The sequence below is a fragment of the Streptomyces sp. NPDC047315 genome (assembly GCF_040643215.1).
GTDB lineage: Bacteria > Actinomycetota > Actinomycetes > Streptomycetales > Streptomycetaceae > Streptomyces.
This window is the reverse complement of record NZ_JBEYTZ010000012.1, coordinates 141,643-155,947: the sequence shown is the minus strand read 5'-3', so window position 1 is coordinate 155,947 and position 14,305 is coordinate 141,643. Positions and strand designations below refer to the sequence as shown.

The 14,305-nt window shown below is 68.6% G+C and carries 20 protein-coding genes; 14 read left to right on the top strand and 6 right to left on the bottom strand.

Annotation, left to right across the window (positions count from 1 at the left end):
* Window positions 1–5: 5 nt before the first annotated feature.
* On the top strand, window positions 6–254 hold the full coding sequence (locus tag ABZ842_RS16660) for a hypothetical protein (RefSeq protein WP_361537401.1): 249 nt from the start codon (window positions 6–8) through the stop codon (window positions 252–254).
* A 78-nt stretch (window positions 255–332) separates the two neighbouring features.
* Here ABZ842_RS16660 and ABZ842_RS16655 read toward each other — a convergent pair whose 3' ends face one another.
* Window positions 333–1,664 carry an ATP-binding protein gene (locus ABZ842_RS16655; RefSeq protein ID WP_361537400.1) on the bottom strand — a complete coding sequence of 444 codons (1,332 nt, stop codon included), beginning with the start codon at window positions 1,662–1,664 and terminating at the stop codon, window positions 333–335.
* A 187-nt stretch (window positions 1,665–1,851) separates the two neighbouring features.
* Here ABZ842_RS16655 and ABZ842_RS16650 point away from each other — a divergent pair, with 187 nt between their 5' ends.
* Window positions 1,852–2,532 (top strand): hypothetical protein, encoded by a 681-nt coding sequence (locus ABZ842_RS16650; RefSeq protein ID WP_361537399.1) that lies wholly within the window; start codon window positions 1,852–1,854, stop codon window positions 2,530–2,532.
* 129 nt (window positions 2,533–2,661) lie between these two features.
* Window positions 2,662–3,363 carry a DNA-binding protein gene (locus ABZ842_RS16645; RefSeq protein WP_361537398.1) on the top strand — a complete coding sequence of 234 codons (702 nt, stop codon included), beginning with the start codon at window positions 2,662–2,664 and terminating at the stop codon, window positions 3,361–3,363.
* Between the two features lie 12 nt (window positions 3,364–3,375).
* Here ABZ842_RS16645 and ABZ842_RS16640 read toward each other — a convergent pair whose 3' ends face one another.
* From ABZ842_RS16640 to ABZ842_RS16620, 5 genes are all read right to left on the bottom strand, one after another.
* A complete protein-coding gene (locus tag ABZ842_RS16640; RefSeq protein ID WP_361537397.1) occupies window positions 3,376–4,032 on the bottom strand; it encodes a hypothetical protein in 657 nt (218 codons plus the stop codon).
* Window positions 4,029–4,343 (bottom strand): helix-turn-helix transcriptional regulator, encoded by a 315-nt coding sequence (locus ABZ842_RS16635; protein ID WP_361537396.1) that lies wholly within the window; start codon window positions 4,341–4,343, stop codon window positions 4,029–4,031. The genes ABZ842_RS16640 and ABZ842_RS16635 overlap by 4 nt, the downstream gene beginning before the upstream one ends.
* A 233-nt stretch (window positions 4,344–4,576) precedes the next feature.
* Window positions 4,577–5,284 (bottom strand): hypothetical protein, encoded by a 708-nt coding sequence (locus ABZ842_RS16630; protein WP_361537395.1) that lies wholly within the window; start codon window positions 5,282–5,284, stop codon window positions 4,577–4,579.
* 417 nt (window positions 5,285–5,701) lie between these two features.
* Window positions 5,702–6,187 carry a hypothetical protein gene (locus ABZ842_RS16625; RefSeq protein WP_361537394.1) on the bottom strand — a complete coding sequence of 162 codons (486 nt, stop codon included), beginning with the start codon at window positions 6,185–6,187 and terminating at the stop codon, window positions 5,702–5,704.
* Window positions 6,188–6,494: 307 nt separating this feature from the next.
* A complete protein-coding gene (locus tag ABZ842_RS16620) occupies window positions 6,495–7,058 on the bottom strand; it encodes a winged helix-turn-helix domain-containing protein (RefSeq protein WP_361537393.1) in 564 nt (187 codons plus the stop codon).
* A 170-nt stretch (window positions 7,059–7,228) separates the two neighbouring features.
* Here ABZ842_RS16620 and ABZ842_RS16615 point away from each other — a divergent pair, with 170 nt between their 5' ends.
* The 11 genes from ABZ842_RS16615 (at window position 7,229) to ABZ842_RS16565 (ending at window position 14,224) form a co-directional block, all read left to right on the top strand.
* Complete coding sequence (locus ABZ842_RS16615) at window positions 7,229–8,014, top strand: GntR family transcriptional regulator (protein WP_361537392.1); 786 nt, start codon at window positions 7,229–7,231, stop codon at window positions 8,012–8,014.
* A gap of 145 nt (window positions 8,015–8,159) precedes the next feature.
* Window positions 8,160–8,384 carry a helix-turn-helix domain-containing protein gene (locus tag ABZ842_RS16610; protein ID WP_361537391.1) on the top strand — a complete coding sequence of 75 codons (225 nt, stop codon included), beginning with the start codon at window positions 8,160–8,162 and terminating at the stop codon, window positions 8,382–8,384.
* Complete coding sequence (locus ABZ842_RS16605; protein WP_361537390.1) at window positions 8,384–8,776, top strand: hypothetical protein; 393 nt, start codon at window positions 8,384–8,386, stop codon at window positions 8,774–8,776. Before ABZ842_RS16610 ends, ABZ842_RS16605 begins: the two co-directional genes overlap by 1 nt.
* A gap of 133 nt (window positions 8,777–8,909) precedes the next feature.
* On the top strand, window positions 8,910–9,302 hold the full coding sequence (locus tag ABZ842_RS16600) for a hypothetical protein (protein WP_361537389.1): 393 nt from the start codon (window positions 8,910–8,912) through the stop codon (window positions 9,300–9,302).
* A gap of 40 nt (window positions 9,303–9,342) precedes the next feature.
* Window positions 9,343–9,759 (top strand): DUF6251 family protein, encoded by a 417-nt coding sequence (locus ABZ842_RS16595; protein WP_361537388.1) that lies wholly within the window; start codon window positions 9,343–9,345, stop codon window positions 9,757–9,759.
* A gap of 103 nt (window positions 9,760–9,862) precedes the next feature.
* Window positions 9,863–10,528 (top strand): hypothetical protein, encoded by a 666-nt coding sequence (locus ABZ842_RS16590; RefSeq protein WP_361537387.1) that lies wholly within the window; start codon window positions 9,863–9,865, stop codon window positions 10,526–10,528.
* A gap of 43 nt (window positions 10,529–10,571) precedes the next feature.
* Complete coding sequence (locus ABZ842_RS16585; RefSeq protein ID WP_361537386.1) at window positions 10,572–11,255, top strand: Pycsar system effector family protein; 684 nt, start codon at window positions 10,572–10,574, stop codon at window positions 11,253–11,255.
* Between the two features lie 113 nt (window positions 11,256–11,368).
* Window positions 11,369–12,913, top strand: coding sequence for a DUF2637 domain-containing protein (locus tag ABZ842_RS16580; protein WP_361537502.1), 1,545 nt, complete (start codon window positions 11,369–11,371; stop codon window positions 12,911–12,913).
* Window positions 12,914–12,948: 35 nt separating this feature from the next.
* Entirely contained in the window at window positions 12,949–13,314 is a 366-nt protein-coding gene (locus ABZ842_RS16575; protein ID WP_361537385.1) for a hypothetical protein, read from the top strand.
* A 39-nt stretch (window positions 13,315–13,353) separates the two neighbouring features.
* Window positions 13,354–13,653: a hypothetical protein gene (locus tag ABZ842_RS16570; protein ID WP_361537384.1), complete on the top strand. Its 300-nt coding sequence runs from the start codon at window positions 13,354–13,356 to the stop codon at window positions 13,651–13,653.
* 19 nt (window positions 13,654–13,672) lie between these two features.
* Window positions 13,673–14,224 carry a hypothetical protein gene (locus ABZ842_RS16565; RefSeq protein WP_361537383.1) on the top strand — a complete coding sequence of 184 codons (552 nt, stop codon included), beginning with the start codon at window positions 13,673–13,675 and terminating at the stop codon, window positions 14,222–14,224.
* The last annotated feature ends 81 nt before the right edge of the window (window positions 14,225–14,305 follow it).

The window sequence follows — 14,305 nt, the reverse complement described above, 5'->3', positions numbered from 1 at the left end:
AGCGCGTGTACGAGCTGAGGTACGACCGCGTCATCGAGTCCGTGTGGGACTCCCTCCCGCAAACCGCGCGGGACGAGTTCGACCAGGCCCTCCTCCACGCCTGCAACGACCCACACACGGCCACCGAACCCTACGGGGTCGACGACGGCGTCACCCGCACCCTCATCCTCACCCACACCATCGCTGTCCTCCTCATCACCCACGCACCCCGCAAAACCCTCCGCATCCTCCAAATCACCCACCTGCCGACCTGACCGGCGCGAGCGGTTCACCAACACGAGTTGTGCGTGACGCACCTCAAGCGGGCGGCAGCACGGGGCGACGAGATCGTCCTACGTGTCGAGCACCTCGACACCAACACCCTCCGCCCAAGCCGCGACGGCATCGCGAGAACGCGGCCCCCACGCCCCCAAATTGATCTGCCCGTCCAGCGTCAGCTGCTCCGCCTCGACGACACCAAAATGCTGGTAGCAGTCAGCCAACAGAACAGCGGCCCCCTGCACGAGCGCGCTTCCGCCCTCAGCCGCGTTCAACAGCAGCCCTGCCCGCCCGCCCGCAGAGTACTTCTCCAGCGGAGAGACAACCTCAAAGACACCACCACCGCGGTCGCTCGCCAACCCGCACGCCGGAGGACCGCCGACCAGCCCCATCAGCATGGTCGCCGTACCCGAAGCTCCCGCCCGGTTCACCGCATGGTGGACCAGGTGCTGCATCATGACGAGGGTCTTCAGCACGATGAAGTCGCTGTGCCAGCTCATGCACAACTCGTGCGTCGAGCCGCTGTAAGGGAACGCCGACACCACTGGGCCCTCGGTCACCCAGGCCGCGGTCCCATCGTGGTGGAAGTGCGCCACATGCCGTGAGCGGGACTCACCCGCTGAGGCAATGAAGCGCCGCGGCCCCACGCCGAAGGACTGGAAGACCTTGTGCCCGTGAAGAGGCAGCTCGACGTCGGCCAACTCGCCTCGTACTTCGCCATAGCTTTTCTTGTCGACGGGGAATGCGCCAGGCAGATCGGGTGTGACGGTCAGCGTGATTCTCGGCCCGGGAAGGAATCTTCCGTCCTTCGCCACGTCCTCGTGAGCAGCCGCCAGGACCTCCTCACGGGCGGATACGAGGCTCGTGGCGGCGGTGATCGCGCGCTTGATCTGGGTGAGATTCATGTGAGCCGTGTGGTTGTCGTTGCGGTACGGGAAGCGGAGGGTTCCGTCGCGTAGATCCGTAGTACCGACCACGGCATGCGGGCCCCGAGCACTCGGCGGCACCGAGATCACCACCAGGCCGACCAGGGCCGCCGCGGCGGGATTCTCTGCAATGAAGTGGATGTCGCAGTCGACAGGAGGGTCGAGCCGCAGTATCAGGGTCTCTCGGTAGCTCTTCCGGAGGCGATCCGTCAGTGGCTCCGGGTTCGCGTGCGCCGGGATCGACGTGGCGCGGTCTTCCCGGAGTCCGAGGATCAGAGTCCCGCCTGCGGCGTTGGCGAGCGCCGCGACGTCCTTCGCCAACTCCCCCGCAGCCTCGGAGCCCTTCCGGTACTGCTCGCCCTTGAAGTCGAGATCCGGGCCCTCCTGCGCGTTCGGATTGTCGATCAGCGACAGGAACTGGGCGTACGACGCCTCACCCGGAGCAGCACCAAGCAGAGTCCGCAGACGAACATCAAACATCCACGAACGCTACCCCGAGCACCACCAACCCCACAGCCACACAGCACAAGCAGCAGGACGTGAGCCATCTGTGGGCGTCCCCCTTGCCCGTCGTCACGAGATGCTGTAACGTTGTTTTCGTTCGGAAGGGACGGCACCCACCGAACGGCCCCATCAACATCCACCCGCACCCGTGAGGACGAACACCATGACGAACACCGCCTCCTCCGCCTACACCTTCACAATCCCCAACGTCACCACAGGCGAGCGGGACGACCGCGGCGAACTGACCATCCACACCCTCGGCGACGTCACCGTGCAACTCGTCGGCATGTCCCGCGCCGAAATCGCCGAGTGGGAGTGGGCAACCGACACCCTCAACACCCGCGGCATCAAAAAGGAGACGTTCCGGCTGACCGTAAACGGGTGGAAGGTCGTCCACCCCCACGCGGGCACCGTCGGCGTGCTGCTCCAGGGCGCTGGCAGCCGCGTGCACGTCGAGTGGTACGACGCGGTGAACGGCGACTACTTCCCCGCCGGCTGGGCGCGCAACCTGCGCCACGGCGCCGCGTCAATCGTCAACGCCCTACAGCGCGCCGGCCACGGCCTCCCGATCCACGTCACCCCCGAGCCCTACACCGCCGCTGCGCCCATGGCCTGGCTGGAGGACGGCACGAAGGTGCGCTACCACGGCTCGATCGCCGACCTGCACGACGGGACGTTCTGGGTCAGGGAGTGCCCCTGCTTCGACTGCGACGGCTACCAGCTGATGGCCAACGTCCCCAGCGGCGGGTGGACGCCCGTCGCGATCCACGTGGGCCCGCGCTCCGTCACCGCGCGGGACGGGACCCCCAACCCCCTGGAGTCGCTCGCCACCACCCGGCGGTAAAGCGTGGTTGTCGTCCGCGCGCGGACGACAACCGCCAGCAAAGAAGAAGGGGCCGACGGTTCACCCCCATCGGGGGCGACGGCATCCGTCGGCCCAACCCCATCAACACCCGCCCGAAGGCGAGCACCGATGATGTACCGGAGTGTATCCCCCACCCCCGACCAGGAGCGTGAATCCCCGATGATCCCCCAGGGCCGCCCCGTGCGCACCGAAGCCGAGATCGCCGCCGCCGCCGGCCTCCCCCTGCACACCTGGCGCCGCCGGGAGCGTGACGCGTTCGAGCAGCGCGTCACCCGGGTCAACCCCGCGGAAGGCCGCGTGCGGCTGTACGACGCCGCCCAGGCGGACGCATACACCAACGGCCAACCCATCCCGCCCGAACCCGACCTCGACGCCGAGCACCCCGACGACCTCCTGACCGACAAGGAAGCCGCAGCCATGCTCGGCATCGAGGCGTCCACCGTCCGCGCCTACAGCACCAGCGGCTACCTCAGCGGGGCCGTCGACGAGCACGGGCGCCGCTGGCCCCGCCGAGCCGTCGTAGAACGCATCGAGCAGGGCGACCAACGCGAACACCCCGAGAAGACCGGCGCCGGCCGGCCCCGCAACAGCCCAGCCGGCCCCAACCGCGGGCGCGCCGGCCGCGACCCGAACACGCCGATCGACCCCCGCGTGGCCCAGGCCGCTGACGCACTCGCGCGCGCGAAGGCCAACGGCACCAAGGCCCCCACGGCAACCCAGATCGCAGAGCTCCACGGCGTCAGCCGCACCACCGGAGCAGCCATCCTCCGCACCGCCCGCACCCTCAACGAAACCGAGCAACAGAACTGAACCGGGCGGCCTCTACGACTGCGGGCCCCGCTGGTTGTTGCTGGCGGCCAGTTCGATGCCACGGACGCGGCGCAGGAAGCGGGACAGGACGTACAGGGCGGCGCCAGCGATCCCGCACGGCTCCCACACCTCGGTCACCAGGCCTTCGAGCCCGCCATCCCCGACTATGTACACGGCCTGGGCCCCGACGATCACCGTGATGGCGGCGTTCCGCCGGCGATCGGTCAGCAGGACCCAGTCAACCGGCGCCCACACCCAGCCCAGCAGGTCATGAGCACGCATCCGAACCGCAGCCACCACGAACCCAGCAGCCATCCGACGACGCTGCCAAGGAGTGAGGATGAAGTCGTTCTCCGGGTCACCCGCCAGGTCCGCCAGCCACACCTGCCGCATGTCACGGTGGCGACCCGCCAGCACGGCTGCGAACCCAGACAGCCCGGTACCAGCACGAAGGGACCGCCTCGTGATCGCGTCGTACAACCGGGGCCATTCGAACACGAGCTGCACTCCCATGGCACAGGCAATCACCAAGATCACTCCGGGCCACCACTCCCCTCTCACCAGAGAGGTGAACGTGACGAAGCACGAAGTGACGGTTCCCGTCATGGCGACAATCAGGCGCGCCCGGCGGCGCTCCTTGGCATCCGAGTGCCATGCCCTTCTGGTCACGCCAAACCTCCAGCAAGACCAAGGCCCAGCCGCCGGGCGGCACGCGCTTCGAGGGCCGCCTGCGCTTGAGCCCGGCCGGCGCCAGTGAGTTCGTAGTAGCGGCGTGGGGGCCGGCCTGGGTGCGGTTCGCCTTCGGTATGGCTGGTGATCCAGCCGCGTTCGGCGAGGCGGTCGAGGATGGGGTAGACCGTCCCTGAACCGAGATCGGCCTCACGGCAGATACTCAAGCCCCACGCCGGGCGATCAGACGTGGCGGCGAGCAGAACCTCAAGCACCGCGATCGTGGGCTTGGTGAGTCTAGGTGTCGACATGCCACAACTAGAGCATGTATCGAGTACGACACACAAAACAGATGGGGCACTACACGCAACTCAATTTCGTTGCCGCATGCACCAGTTGACGAGCACACCCAACCACGGACGCCTTCCCCACGACACGAAAATCGAAGCCGTGAGCGAGTGGGGAATCCAATCGCCGCCGGCGTCAGTGACGGGGGCGGCCTGGTGAAAGCTAAGCGAAGGCAGGAGAGCGAACTCCACCCAGGTCAGACGTCCGGCATCAGCTCCACCGCTGTAGTTGAGAAGCCGAAGCACAGGTTGCCGAACACTGTGTCAGGGCGAGGTCCGGGATCGCCGTGGTGGTAGTCGAGCACCGCACTCGTCAGGTACTCCCGCGTCCGATGCCAGTCCAACAGCTCGCTCCGCACCACGGGCTTGACCCATGCAGGAAGCCCCGAGGCAGTCGTCACCGCGCGTAGCAGTTCGTCCAAGGCGTCGTACCACTCAGCCAAGCGAGCAGCATGGCGGCGCACCAACTCGTCGACACGCGGCGGGCCACCCTTCGCCGCCGCAGCACGGAGGTCTTCACCCTCAAGGCAGGACTCGCGTACCCGGCGCTTGGAGTCCACATACCGTGCGTACTGCGGCCGGGCATCCTCCGGGACCAGCTTGCCCTCAGGACTACACCAACCGGCATGAAAGTGGTCCACGTGCCAGCCAGACGTTCCCGAAGACGAGCTCAGACGTACCTCGAATTCGTCCGCAGTAACCGTGTGAACGTCATCGCCGACCCGGCACCACGACGCGCCCTCGACGAAGTACTCCCGCAGCGCCTCACCCAGATCGTCCAGCTCCCCGCCGAAGCCCCGAATCACCGCGGCCGACGCGCTCACAACCGGACGGCCGTCGAAGAACACGTTCAGCGAAGTAATGTCTAGCTGGTCCTCAGGGAGCCGGATCTTCACCATCGTCATGCCGAGAGCGTCGCGCACCCCCGCACCCACCAGCCGCCAACACGCCCACGAATCACCCGCGCGCACGACGCCCGTGGGGTGACCAGCAGCATGCCGGCCACCCCACGCAACCCGACTACTCCGCCGAGTCGTCGTCGACCTCCGCAGCACTCCGCACGGCAACACAAACCGAGCACTGCTCGCAGACCGTCACGCCGCCCTCCGTAGCATGGAAACCCGGGTGGAAACACAGGGCACAGAAGAACATTGCGATCACCTCCAATCACCCCTTCTGCGTGCTCAGCCCGAGCTGGACAGCAGAAGAGGTGTGGCCTGCCGGAACGTCGCCGCTCCGGAGGCCGTCAGTACCCGCTCAGGCCCAATAGGCCCCGGGCGCCCCAGGCGACTCAGGGAATTGTTGGTCGTACGCGCTGGGGGTCAACGCCCCTCGGAGCGGAAACCGTCGACGCCAGCCGCGGCGTGATCGGGAGCGGGGGCGACGTACGCGGCCCGGACGCGGACGAGCTCGGCGTGGGCGGCGCGCATTGCGTCGAGGCGTTCCTCCACAGTGCGGATCACCGTGGCGAACCCGTCAGGGTCCAGGGCCTCGATCCACTGATCCGCCACCACCTGCACGCACACGTGCGGCAACCGTTCGGCGAGGCGCGACGAGAACGGGACGATGTCGATCGACAACCCGAAGAGCAGCGCCTCCTCCGGCGCCCCCTCCGCGTTGATCGGCAACGACGCCGCACCCAGCGGACGCGAACACCAAACGTCCTCAGGCGCAGTCGACACCCCCGGCGCCACATCGTGATCAACCACGCAACCCGGAAGACACGCGCCGGGAGGGACACCGCCGTCCGCGCCGCCCGCCAACAACGACTGCGGCACCACAGCCGCCTCCTGCTCCTGTAACGTCACGGGGAACCTCGATTCTGGGATTGAGGGTTTTGGTCAGCGGCTGCAACCGCTGGTCCAGCGGGCCCGGGGCGTCGCCCCGGGCCTTTCTGCTTACTGGGTCGGCAGCGACGCTAGCCTCCGCCGTGGCACACCCCAAATGGGGATGCTTGATCAGGACGGCAAGCCGGGGGCCGGATTTCTGGGCCCCGGGAAACCCATCCTGACCAGGAGAGACGTCAGGACGGGTGCCCGAATTACACCGATACCGAGATGGCTGAAAAGCACCTCCTTGGCGAGTGCTTGGCGATGCTCGCGGCACCGAGCCGTCCTATCCAGGGAAGCCGTGCGCTCGGTACCAGTCGTGCGGCAGCCTCGGCCGTTGCCCCGGAGCACTCCTGACGAAGAGGCCGCGGCCCGGCTGGAGGTCGAGAAGGCCCTCGGCCTGCAGCTGCGTCGACGCCTTGCTGACGGCGCGCACGCCGACTCCTGCTGCCCTGCTCAGGACTCGCAGGGACGGAATGCGCTGGCCACTGGACCACCGCCCGCTGAGAATCTCCGAGCGCATCAGCCCGGCCACCGCCGCGACCTTGCGGCCCGAAAGGGCCTGCGGCCACGAGGCAGGATTGAACGCCGCGTCGGCGTAGTTGTGAGTTCCGTTGTAAAGCGGCCTCTCGGCTCGGATCGCTTCCGCCTCCGCGGCCAGGGCGGCGGCGCGGGTCCTGTGCCACTCGTCCTCGCGTCGCACTGCGCGTTCCGGCCATCCGTCTGGCCTGGGCTCGTAGCGGTGCGCTCGGGCACGGTTGTCGGGGTCGTTCGAGATTCCGATGTAGAGCAGCACGCCCTCGGCGTCGAAGTAGCGGTAGAGCGCGGTACGCTCGGGCGGTTCGGGCATTTCGTCCTTCAACCGTAGGTGGAGGTGCCGCGGGGTCCGACTCCAGCAAGAGTATCGCTCTATAGCAATTTGAGCTAGTCCCTGCCGCGTGGCCCCCTGACCTGCGGCACTCAATTGCTGTGCAGCAGGTAGCGTTGCTCTAGAAGGATTCGGCCGCCGAAGGAGACCCCGTGCCCACCCAGCCAGGCGAGCAGCGCCCCCAACGCAGGCCCGGCGATCGGCACAAGTACCGCGAGGTGGCGGATGACCTGCGGAGACGCATCGGGGCAGGCGAGTTCGCCGAGAAGGGCAGGCTGCCCGCAGAACGAACGCTGCAGGAGCAGTACGAACTCGGCAGCCAGGTGACCATCAGGCAGGCCCTCGCAGTCCTCCGGGACGAAGGGCTCGTTGAATCGCGGGTGGGGTCCGGCTGGCGAATCACCACGTGGCGCCCCATCGTGCGGAACGCGACGAAACGACTTCGGAGCGAGCAGTGGTCCGCCGGCCGCTCCATGTGGGACGTCGATATCGACGACCGCGACATGATGGCCGAGGGGGTCGCCCAACAGATGATCAAGGCGAACACCCACCTAGCGAACACCCTTGGAATCACAGTCGGCGACCCCGTATGGGAGCGCGACCGCAGATACCTCGTCGATGGCGTGCCGGTCATGCACGCGACCTCGCACATCCCATTCGACCTAGCCCAGGGGACGCGCATCCTGGAGCGCGACTCGGGCCCCGGAGGTGTCTATGCCCGCCTCGGGGAGATCGGCAGTGCACCGGTGCAGTTCCGCGAGCAGATGAGGTCGCGACTAGCAACACCGGACGAGGTGGACGTTCTCAAGCTGGCCGCCGGCGCTCCCGTGATTGAGCAGTACCGGACTGCCAAGCGCGCTGACGGTCGGGTGGTTGCCTGCGAGCGCATGATTCTGGACGCGTCGAGATTCCTGCTCGTTTACGACTTCCCCGCCTGACCTGCCAATCATCGCCCCCACCTCCCACGGTGGGGGTCTTTTTGTTGTCTCAAATTGCTCACTCATGCTCTAGAGCGATTGATTGCACTGGTTCGATCTGCTTCTCTGGTGATGTCCACCCCAGTCGATTGCAGGGGAGTACCCAGTGACGCCCACACCCGTCGTCCCCTCGGACGGCTACCTGACCACGGGAGAGGTCGCGCGCCGTATCCGCGGCACCTCGCAGCACGTCCGCGAACTCATCAAGTCCGGCCGGATCACGGCGATCGACATCGCCAAGCGCGGCTCCCGTCCCCGCTTCCGGGTCTCCGAGGCGGCGCTCGCCGACTTCCTGGCAGCGTCGGCCGTCAGCCCACGCGGGGTGGCGTGATGGATGGCCGTGAGTTTTCGGCGGATGACGTGCGTCTGGTGGATCTGCTGCGCCTGTTGCAGGAGTTGTCGCCGGAGGGTGCCGCGACCGCGTGTCGGATCACTCTGCGGGACGCGGCCGGCGACTACGTCGGTGAGGCGCTGTTGGATTCGCGTGCCTTGGAGGCCGCTGTCGAGGCGTTGGCGTCGTTGGTGGCGTATCGGGATGCGGGTGTGGATGGCCCGTTGCCGGTCGCACTGACGGAGTTGGAGCCGGATGACGACCTGGATCCGCGGTTGGAGGCGGATCTGGAGGAGTACTGCATCGGCCTGAACTGCGGCGAGTTGATGGGTCTGGCTGCTGCGGATCCGGCTCGTGCGGTGGCTGCGTTCGATGAGATCACGGGATTCTAGCCCGTTCTTGGTCTGCCGGGTCCTGGTAAATCCCCCAGCCGGGGCCCGGCTTCTGCGGCCGGGTGGTGTTTCTGCCCCCAGTGCGCCACCCGGCCTTCTCTTTCTTCCTGCTTTGGTTCGGAGGTTTCCGACGATGGCTGTCTCGACCGTCTCCACCACGTCTTCCACCGTCTCCGCGGACGACATTGCCCGCGACTTCGTGCACCAGATCGTCGGCGACGCGCCCGGCGCGCCGTCGGTGTTCACCGGTGATTGGCATCAGGCGTTGCAGGACGCCGCGTACGAGTGGTCGACGGGGCCGGAGCGGCTCGCCGTCGAGGCCGCGGCGTTCGACCGGCTCGCCGCGCGCTCGGAGCGCGCCGCAGCCAGCGGTGAGCAGCACGCCGCCGACGTCTCGCAGACCGACGGTTCCCGTCGGCGTGCGGCCCGGGCCGCGGTGATCGCTCGCCGTAACGCGGCCGAGTACCGGCACATCGCGGCCGAGCTGCGGGCCGGGCACGTGCCCGACGGCGTGCTGCTCGACTGACCGCCCCTTTCCACTGCTGAACGATCCGAGAGGACTTCCTGTGATCCCCGACCCCGATCCGCAGTACGCGCCGGCGCCGTCGAGCGCTGTGGTGGTGCGGATGCAGGACGGCACGTACGCGTACCTGCCTCAACCGCAGGGGGGCCTGCCGGCCGTTCACAGCGGCGCGGGTACGGCCCCGGTGCCGCAGGTCGTCCACATCCACCAGGCGGCCCCGCCGGACCGCACCCTGCAGCGGGTGGCGCTGGGTGGGGGGATCGGGGCGGGCGCGGTCGGCGCCAGCGTCTACCTCGGTCCGATGCTCGTCGCCGCGATCAACAGCATCGCCATCTCCCTCGCCACCGGCGCACTGGTGGTCGTCTGCGTCACCTACGGCCTGGTGGCCGTGGTGCGGAGTATCGGCGGCCCGGACGGCGCCGGCGCCGTGGACAACATCCGCAAGGCCCGCGGTCGCTGAGGGCTGGCGGTTCTCCCTCGTCACCCGTCCGTGCTTGGCCGGGTGGCGGGAGAGGGCCGGGGCAGCCCCGGCAGGACACGACCACATCGATCTGGAGGACCCGATGTTCTTCTCGCTCGAACAGGCCGAGCAGGCGGCCAAGGGGGCCGGCCGCTGGCACCACCCGAACTTCCGTGGCGTGACGAGGGGCGGTCATAGCCTGCCCGGGTTCACGTTCAAGCCGTTCACCGGTGCCGAGGTGGAGCCGCTGTTGCCGGCGGGCGCCAAGGCGGACGGGACGCTGACGACGGCGGCCCTGGAACTGCTGCGGGAGGAATACAGCACCGCCCACGAACTGTGGCAGCAGGCCCGCTATGTGCGCGACCTCGCGACAGCGGCCGACGGCGCACACAAGGTGTGGGACGCGTACACGAAGGCCCGCGCGCAGATGGACGAGCAGTTCGCGGCGCTCGCGACCACGACGGATGGCATGTGGCGGTCCGCGGTGTCGCGGCTGGTGAAGGCGCAGAGCACGGCGCGGGCTGCGGCGGTTGCCTGGGATGCGACGGCGGCTCGGATCGTCGCGGTGCACGAGGAGTACCGCGGTACGACCCTTTCCCACCGGGACGCGTACGAGCGGGGTGGCTCGTCGGCGTGGGTGATCGGCGACCTGTCGGACTACCGGTCGAGTTGGAGCACCCCGCCGCTCACCGGTGAGGTCGACGGCGTGATCCGTGAGCAGCAGCGGCACGTCCGCGCCGTGTCCGACCTGGTCGGCACCACCGACTGAACCCCGCCTCCGCCTTCACTCTGAGCCGATCGAGGAGTCCGCTGTGACGACCCACCGTGAGCTGACCAGCCATCATCAGGCCGAGCTTCTGCGTGCCGAGGCGCAGACTGCGCTGGACGGGCGTGACCCGGACGGCTTGCCGATTCGCAACAGTTCGGAGCGGGCCGTGGCCCTCGCCTCGGTGGCCATCGCGCACGAGCTGGCGGACCTGAGTGACCGGGTGCTCTGTACGTCTGTGCAGCTCGACGTGATCGCGGAGTCGCTGGCCGAGCGCGCGGCGGCGGTGGACTTCACCGAGGCCGAGCTGACCGTGGCCCGCGGGGAGATCACTCGCACGGACACCAAGGCGTCGGTGATGCTCGCTGGCCTGGCGATCGTCGCCGGTCCGCTCGTCGACCGGTACGAGGTGCTGCTGGCGCAGCCGTGGCCGATCGCCGTCCTCGGCGGGATCGCCGCGGCATCCGCTGCGGGGTCGGCGTGGCTCCTCCTCGATGTGGTGCTGCCGCGACTGATCGGCCGTTGCAACGCGAACTTCCTCCACTACGCGAAGGCGTCCGACGCCGAGCTGGCGGACGCGCTCGGTGCGGGTGCGGACCGACGCGGCGAACTCCGGGCGCTCTCCGTGATCGCGAAGGCCAAGTTCGTGCGCCTCACCCACGCCGGCCGGCTGCTGAAGGCCGCCGGCGCCCTGTTCGCCGTCACCACCATCCTCGCCACCCTCTTCTGACCGGCCCTCCGGCCCCCACCCGCCTCCCCTCTCTGGAAGGACTCGCTCCCGTGACCACTCCCCCGGACGGCTCCTCGCCGCCCCCGCTCCCGACTCTGGGCGAGTGGCAGCCCCTGCCCAAGACCCGAGTCGCCCCCACGGCCCCCGTCGTACTGACCCGCACCCAGAAGATCCTCGTCGGGACCGTCGTCGTCGCCGTCCTGACGATCGCCACCCTCGGCTTCATCGGCTCCTACGCCGCGGTGACCAAGCTGGCCGAGCGCAAGGGCTTCGGCGCGTTCGCCGACGCCTTCCCGATCGCCGTGGACGCGGGGATCATCGCGTTCCTCGCGCTCGACCTGCTCCTGACGTGGCGGCGAATCCCCTATCCCCTGCTCCGGCACACCGCCTGGGGGCTCACCGCGGCGACGATCGCGTTCAACGCCGTCGCCGCCTGGCCCGACCCGGTCGGCGTCGGCATGCACGGCGTGATCCCGGTGCTGTTCGTGATCGCCGTGGAGGCCGCGCGGCACGCTGTCGGCCGGATCGCGGACATCACCGCGGACAAGTTCATCGAGTCCCCGCCGCTGTCCCGCTGGTTCCTCAACCCGCTGGGCACGTTCGTCATCTGGCGGCGGATGCGGCTGTGGAACATCCGCTCCTACGAGACCGTGATCGACCTGGAGCTGCAGGCCCGGATCTACCGGGCGCAGCTCCGGCAGAAGTACGGCCGGCGCTGGCGCCGGAAGGCGTCCGCGGAGCAGCTCCTCGTCCTCGACCTCGTCGCCGACGGCATGAGTGTGTCCGAGGCGATCGACCGGCCCGCCCTCGAGGAGGAGAAGCGCCGCCAAGAGGCCGATCGGATCGCCCGCGAGCGCCAGGAAGCCGAGGATGAGCGTCGCCGCAAGGATCTCGCCTACAAGGCTGAGCAGCAGCGTCTTGAGGACGAGCAGCGTCGGCAGATTGAGGCCGACCGGTTGGAGCAGGAGCGCCAGGCTCTCGAACTGGAGAAGGTCCGCGAGGACCGTGAGCGCCAGCGGCGGATCGATGACGCTGAGGCTCGTGTCCGGCTGACTGAGATCGCCCGCCGGGAGCAGCAGGCCCAGGAGGAGGTCGAGCGTCAGCGGCGGTTGGAGGAACTTGAGCACGCCCGCTGCGTCGCGGAGGAACAGCAGAAGGCCGCCGGCGCTGCTCTCGTCCGGCAGGAAGCCGAGGAAGCCGCCCGGGTGGCAGCTGTCGAGAAGGAAGCTGCCACCCGTCGTGCCGCCGAGGTGATGCAACGCGCTGCCAGTGCCAGTGCCAGTCGACCGCCTGCCAATGCCAATTCCGCCGCTGCCAGCCGGGGTGCCAGCGGCCACACCGAGACTGCCAGCGGTGCCGTTCCCGGCCCGGCTGCTACCACCGCCAGCGCTGCCAGTGCCAACCGGCCGGGCGCCGGTGCCAACGAGGGCCAGAGCTCTGCCACCACCTCAGGTGCCTCTTCTGGTGGCAGCTCCATCGACGTTCTCCAGGTCGTGAGCGTCTACCAGTTGCTGACCGAGCAGCACGGCAAGCAGCCTTCCGACGCCCAGCTCGGCACCGCCCTCGGCGTCTCCCGATCCCGCGCCCAGCAGCTCCGTACCGATGCCATTCAGGCAGGCCACACCCAGCTGGCAAAGCCCGTCCGGCTCGCCTCCTGACTGCCAACCCATCTGCCAGTGAAAGGCCGCCACCGATGAACCCGACCTCGTGCACCGTTGCCAACTGCCAGTCCCGTTCGGCTATCAGCCAGCCCCTCCGGCTGTGCACGCGGCACGGCGTTGAGGTGGCACTGGCAGTCCTTCCGCTGGCGCTGGCAGGCACGCTGGCGGCGCTGGCAGATGAGCACGAAGACCTGGCAGACCTTCAGGGGCGCGTTGGCAGGCGCTGGCGGAACGGGCAGATCACCGCGGTTCTCGCCTGGATGCGCGACGCGGGGGATCCCAAGGCCGTCTCGCTCGAACAGGTCATGACCCGTCTGAACTTGAAGCAGACCACGGCGTACGACCGGCTGAAGACGGCACAGAGGCTCTTCGCTGAAGCCGCCACCCGAAGTGCCTGACCCGAAGTCGCACCCACCACCCGCAAGGAGAACTCCGTTATGAGCCAGACCACCCCTGCCACCCCCGCCGCCCCGGCGGTCCCGGTGTTCGCGCCGCCGGTGTACGAGTGGGCCGCCGGCGACGCCCAGGAGGCGGAGGCCGCCCTGACCGCGGCCCGGGAGCTGATCGACGCCCACCTGTCGAGCCTGCACCCCGCCGCCGGGTTCCGGCCCTCGGTGCGCCGCGGCACGCCGTTGTCCCTGGTCATCCGTCTCGACCTCACCCGCGTGGTCGAGGCCATCACCCAGGCCCGCGAGGTGGGCGACGGTACGTCCGACGCCGCCCCGTCGGTCCTCTGAACTGCACGGAGAACGTGAAATGACTTTCGACCCTCACCCCTACGGCCCGCCGGAAACCCCCGCCGGAAAGCCGGGTTTGACGAAGCGCGGAAAGGTCGCCGTCGGCCTTGGAGCTGCTGTCCTCGCGGGTGGTGGCCTGATGGGCTACCAGTCGTATGCGGCGCAGCAGCAGGAGGCCACCGCCCTCGCGAAGGAAGTCGAACTCCGCGAGAAGGCTTTGCGTCTGGAGGAATTGAAGGAGCTGAATCGCGCCAACGAGAAGCAGAACACCGCCCAACAGGTATCGGATAAGGCGCGTCAGGCGCTGGTGGATTCGTGCGTGAATACCAACAAGGGCGCCATCGGAAAGGGTTTCGGGTCTCCGTCGTATGGCGACGTCGTGGAGGACTGCCAGGCGCAGTACCCGCGGGCGTCGTCGGCGGCGGACATGGCGCCGGCGAGCGCTGCGACCACGAGTTCGGATCGGCCCGCCAGTGGGGGTGTGAACTCCGGCTTCGTGATCGGTGCCGCAGCTCTGGCGGTGGGCGTCCTGGTCGTGGCCAAGCGCGGCACGCGCCGCGTAGACGCCTGAGTCGCCGACACCCCTAGTGGATCTACTTCCCACTTACCTCCCGAGCCTAAAGATCCTGTTCGGCGCCCGCGTGTGGGGCGT

Excerpts from the sequence above, each read along its gene's own strand:
- ABZ842_RS16655 (WP_361537400.1), bottom strand. The coding sequence starts at position 1,664 with ATGTTTGATGTTCGTCTGCGGACTCTGCTTGGTGCTGCTCCGGGTGAG.
- ABZ842_RS16650 (WP_361537399.1), top strand. The coding sequence starts at position 1,852 with ATGACGAACACCGCCTCCTCCGCCTACACCTTCACAATCCCCAACGTC.
- ABZ842_RS16645 (WP_361537398.1), top strand. The coding sequence starts at position 2,662 with ATGATGTACCGGAGTGTATCCCCCACCCCCGACCAGGAGCGTGAATCC.
- ABZ842_RS16635 (WP_361537396.1), bottom strand. The coding sequence starts at position 4,343 with ATGTCGACACCTAGACTCACCAAGCCCACGATCGCGGTGCTTGAGGTT.
- ABZ842_RS16630 (WP_361537395.1), bottom strand. The coding sequence starts at position 5,284 with ATGACGATGGTGAAGATCCGGCTCCCTGAGGACCAGCTAGACATTACT.
- ABZ842_RS16620 (WP_361537393.1), bottom strand. The coding sequence starts at position 7,058 with ATGCCCGAACCGCCCGAGCGTACCGCGCTCTACCGCTACTTCGACGCC.
- ABZ842_RS16605 (WP_361537390.1), top strand. The coding sequence starts at position 8,384 with ATGGATGGCCGTGAGTTTTCGGCGGATGACGTGCGTCTGGTGGATCTG.
- ABZ842_RS16600 (WP_361537389.1), top strand. The coding sequence starts at position 8,910 with ATGGCTGTCTCGACCGTCTCCACCACGTCTTCCACCGTCTCCGCGGAC.
- ABZ842_RS16590 (WP_361537387.1), top strand. The coding sequence starts at position 9,863 with ATGTTCTTCTCGCTCGAACAGGCCGAGCAGGCGGCCAAGGGGGCCGGC.
- ABZ842_RS16575 (WP_361537385.1), top strand. The coding sequence starts at position 12,949 with ATGAACCCGACCTCGTGCACCGTTGCCAACTGCCAGTCCCGTTCGGCT.
- ABZ842_RS16570 (WP_361537384.1), top strand. The coding sequence starts at position 13,354 with ATGAGCCAGACCACCCCTGCCACCCCCGCCGCCCCGGCGGTCCCGGTG.
- ABZ842_RS16565 (WP_361537383.1), top strand. The coding sequence starts at position 13,673 with ATGACTTTCGACCCTCACCCCTACGGCCCGCCGGAAACCCCCGCCGGA.